The following is a 4,101-nucleotide window of genomic DNA, read 5'->3' on the forward strand; positions in this document are numbered from 1 at the left end:
CGGTATTCCCGTACAGCGCTCCCCGGACGAGGATCAGGCTGTAGGTCACTGGAAACAGCAGGGACAGTCCCTTGGCCCACATTGGGAAGACAGAAGGGGGAATGCGCACACCCCCGAACAGCTCCATCGGAGCCTGGAAGATGTAATACAGCAGACCGGAGTCTCTGGAGAACAGAGAGACGGCGCTGAGCATGGCTCCCCAGATAACGGCAGAGCATACGATAAGCGCCAGCACCGGCAGCAGAACGGACCATTTCACCTGCCCGGGATCGGCGACAAACCAAAAGGTCAGGAGGGAGAACGCCGCGAACATCCAGATTCCGTTAAACAGAGAGTACAACGACCTGCCGTATAAAAAGGCCATTTTGGAGGAGGGCGTCAGGAAGATGATCTCAAGTGTGCTCTGCTTGCGCTCCATCTCAAACATCCAGGCCGAATGCACCGTGGTCCAGAACAGCTGAAATACCAGATAGCCGCTAAGAAGGAACAGCGGAACTCCCCCGGAAGGAATCACTCTGGACAAGGCCGAGCCTGCACCGGTCCGGTAAGGCTGCATCGCATAATAGGAGGTCAGAAGGGCAAGCGCAGGCCAGAGCAGCATCGAGAAAAATACAGCCTTCCCCCTGGTCCGGCTTCTGTGCTGCTTCAGTATTTCCGCCCGGAGCGAGATCATCCAGCCGCGCTGCTTCATGACACTTTGCCTTCCGAGAGCAGAATAATGGCATCTTCCAGATTGGGCTTCTCGGCGGAAAAGGAGACGACCTTCAGTCCGTTCTCGGCCGTCCAGGGCAGAAGCTTGGCGATGAGCTTGTCGGCCGAGCGGCTTTTTACGGTCAAGCGAATCGGTTCATCGGAGGATGAGCCGGATTCGGACGTGGGCCGATGAAGCTCGGTCCATTCCTTGCGGTTCAGTCCGATTTCGGCCTGCAGGTACTCCAGCAGCAGAGGATTCAGTTCGTCTCTCCAGCCGGTCAGCTCGAAATGCGCCGCCTGCATGCCCGCCACCTTGGCCACGATGCGGTCCGGAGTATCGCACATCAGCAGCTCCCCGCGGTTCAGCACATATACGTTGTCGCACAGCTCTTCTACTTCCTGCAGATAGTGGCTCGTGAGCAGGATGCCTTTGCCCCGTTCTTTGGCAAGACTGCGGACCATGCCGCGCAGCTGCCTAGCAATAGGCGCGTCCAGTCCGAGCGTCGGCTCATCCAGAAACAGATATTTCGGATCGTTGATAAGCCCTCTTGCGATTTGCAGCCGCTGCTTCATCCCTTTGGAATACTGCTCCACCGGACGGTCCGCCGCTTCGGCAAGACCCACCTCGCTCAGCAGCCGGTCGCTTTCCCTTCGGAGACGAGCGGAGTCCAGCCCATACAAAGAGCCGAAATAGTGGAGGTTCTCCCTGCCCGTTAGCCGCCAATACAGCATCCGTTCACCGCCGGCGATCATATTCACTTTTTGCTGAATGGCGCTGCGGCTGCGGTTCATATCGAGGCCATCCACCTCTATGCTGCCTTCCGTCGGGTCAAGCAGGGTGGAGAGCATGCGGATGGTCGTCGTTTTGCCGGCACCGTTAAGCCCCAGCAGACCTGTAATTTGTCCGGGCTCAAGGGTGAGCGACAGCGATTTAACCGCTTCGGTCTTCACGCGCTCGGCGCGGAACCAGCCAAGCCGGTTCCGGGTTTCGTATATTTTGCTAACCTCGTTCATGGCGATCATGCCTTCACAGCCTTTCCTGTTATGTCAATACCGCTCGAAAATTCGCCGCTCAATTCTTTTCCCGGTCCATAGAGCAAGCGCAATATAGACGGCGCAGAGCAGCAGGACGGGGAGAACATCCCCGGACCGGATAGCCTTGCCTGACAGCAGGCTTCCCCGCAGCAGCGTCAGCGCATCGGTCAGGGGAAATACATTCCCCGCCAAGCCCAGAGCTTCAGGCAAATACTCCCGGGGGAACTGAAACCCGCACAGCAGAGCGGTGAACGCGAACAGCGTGTTTTGCACAAAAAATGTGTCCCGCGTATGCAGCATAACGCAGCCCAACAGCAGTCCCATGGCGAAGCAGGAGAGCAAATAGGCGAAAATTCCGGTCAGCACGGATAAAAAGTCGAAATTGGGGAGTCTTAGGCCCGCCGCAATGCCGAATATCAGCACGACGGCAAGCTCGAACAGGCTGCGCATAAGCTGCTGGACGGCAGTCCCCGCAAAGTAACCGAAACGGCTGGAAGGAGAAAGCAGCAGCGCTTCCAGTGTGCCCTCCCGCCACTCCGTAATCAGCGCTCTCGAAACATTCATCATCATGCTTACCGAGAACAGATTCAGCGCTCCGCCGATCATGACGTATGTTAAATAATCGGAAGTGCCTGCATAGGCGGCAAACTGGGTTTGAACATCTCCTTTAATCAGGTATACATAAGAAAAACAGGTGACGAGCACGAGATACGTTCCATCAATGATGTGACCGAATGTAAACGTCCAGGGATAAGCCCTGAGATTGGATCTTTGGTTTCTGACGAGTGTCGCGAGGGCGGTATGCCACATGCCAAATGCTCCTTTGTTATGGATCTTGTTCATCCTACTGCTCCAGAAACTGTCTTTGCAGTACATTCGTCATTTCGATTTCTTGTTTGTCGGCGGAGTAAAATTGGTAGCTGCCCCTGCGCTTGGCCTTGACCAGACGGGCTTCGGCCAGCAGCTTTAAATGCTTGGACACGGCCGCTTCGGAAATACCGAGTAAGGGAGCAAGCTGCTTTGTGCAATGCGGCCCCTTCCACAGCAGCCTCACCATTTTAAGCCGGGTCTCGTCGCCAAGCGCCTTGAAGCGCAGCAGCAGGTCGGCCGGAGGAGATTCGCTGTAAGGAAGCTCAGGAATTTCGACGGCAAGCGGCAGATAGAGATCGTTTCCATACCAGCCGATCAGGAGATGCGGAAAGATGAAGGTGCTTGGAAACACATAAATATGCTCCAGGCTGTCATAGGCAAAATGGTAGGTATTCGCTTTTTGGGCGGTAATTGTCCCTTTCTCCATATTCAGCCGGGGGTGCAGGGAGGCGATGGCTTTTTCTGCGGACATTTCGGCCTCCTGCTGAAAGGCGGCGGCTGCCGTCTGGAGCCAAGGTTCGACAATCTGCCATTCCCGGCGAAAAAAGCTTTCCTCATACTCGGCAAGTGTGTCTCGCAGCAGGCTGCGGAACTCTGCCAGCGATTCGAGCAGCGAGATTCCCGCATCCTCCAATTCCTCCGCTTCCAGTCCTCTTGCGCCGTTCATCCATTGGATGATGCTTCCAATCGGCGCTTTGCTGTTCAGGGCCAAGTGGATCAGCTCGGCATCCGGGAGGCCAAGCAGTACATCCATGCCTTTATGGCAGGTCATCGCCACTCCCGAAGGCCCTGCCAGATCCATCAATGCGGTCCAGCAGTCGGTCCATCCGCCAATCCGCCGGATGCCCTCCCCAAGACGGAGCGGCATGACTTTCAGCAGTTCTTGAGACCACTGAAGCCGCCGGGGATGATGCTCCGGCTGAACCAGGACATGCAGGCTGCACAGCATTTCATGAAAGGGGCTGACGACAGTTTTAATTTTAGGGTGCAAGGATGGCAATGAGCTCATTTTGTTCCTTTCCGATTAACCGGATGGTTAATCAAAAACCACTTTCGCGAAAAGTGTTCAATATTATAGTGGGGGAATCTGGAAATGTCAATGGCTTGAAGCTACAAAATGGCTTGAAGCTACAAAAACCGAACCCCATAAAGGGGTCCGGCTGTATTTTGAAGGAATAAAGCTTCAGGAGGACTTGTAAATCTCCCGCATCACATGCCGCAGCTCGGGGAGAATCAGCCGGGTCATGGCGAGCTTGACCGCTCCAACCGATCCGGGCATGGAGAATACGGCGGTGCTGCCTACAGTACCGGCGACAGCGCGGCTGAGAATGGCCGCGGTCCCGATATCCTCGGCAAAGCTCAGGTAGCGGAAGATTTCCCCGAAGCCGGGCATCGTCTTGTCCAGCAGCGACTCCACTGCCTCATAGGTCGAATCGCGGGGAGCAATACCGGTCCCGCCTGTAAGCAGCACGGCTTCGATGCCGCTGTCGGCGGCGCCTTCAT

Annotated in this window: 5 protein-coding genes; all 5 read right to left on the reverse strand. The window is 56.0% G+C overall.

The window, feature by feature from the left end; translation table 11 throughout:
* Positions 1-691 (reverse strand): ABC transporter permease (locus L692_RS0115015; protein WP_025700983.1); only part of this gene is annotated, 691 nt, incomplete at its 3' end.
* Complete coding sequence (locus L692_RS0115020; protein ID WP_025700984.1) at positions 688-1,716, reverse strand: ABC transporter ATP-binding protein; 1,029 nt, start codon at positions 1,714-1,716, stop codon at positions 688-690. The genes L692_RS0115020 and L692_RS0115015, both read right to left, overlap by 4 nt.
* Positions 1,717-1,740: 24 nt before the next feature.
* Positions 1,741-2,571: an ABC transporter permease gene (locus L692_RS0115025; protein WP_051503511.1), complete on the reverse strand. Its 831-nt coding sequence runs from the start codon at positions 2,569-2,571 to the stop codon at positions 1,741-1,743.
* 1 nt (position 2,572) lies between these two features.
* Positions 2,573-3,607, reverse strand: coding sequence for an ArsR/SmtB family transcription factor (locus L692_RS0115030; RefSeq protein WP_025700986.1), 1,035 nt, complete (start codon positions 3,605-3,607; stop codon positions 2,573-2,575).
* A 174-nt stretch (positions 3,608-3,781) separates the two neighbouring features.
* The coding region (locus L692_RS0115035) for a MogA/MoaB family molybdenum cofactor biosynthesis protein (protein ID WP_025700987.1) at positions 3,782-4,101 on the reverse strand (320 nt) is incomplete at its 5' end.

Origin of the sequence: Paenibacillus forsythiae T98 (assembly GCF_000520735.1) — a bacterium.
Lineage (GTDB): Bacteria > Bacillota > Bacilli > Paenibacillales > Paenibacillaceae > Paenibacillus_AQ > Paenibacillus_AQ forsythiae.

Coding starts and splice junctions, on each gene's coding strand:
- L692_RS0115020 (WP_025700984.1), bottom strand. CDS start 1,716: ATGATCGCCATGAACGAGGTTAGCAAAATATACGAAACCCGGAACCGG.
- L692_RS0115025 (WP_051503511.1), bottom strand. CDS start 2,571: ATGAACAAGATCCATAACAAAGGAGCATTTGGCATGTGGCATACCGCC.
- L692_RS0115030 (WP_025700986.1), bottom strand. CDS start 3,607: ATGAGCTCATTGCCATCCTTGCACCCTAAAATTAAAACTGTCGTCAGC.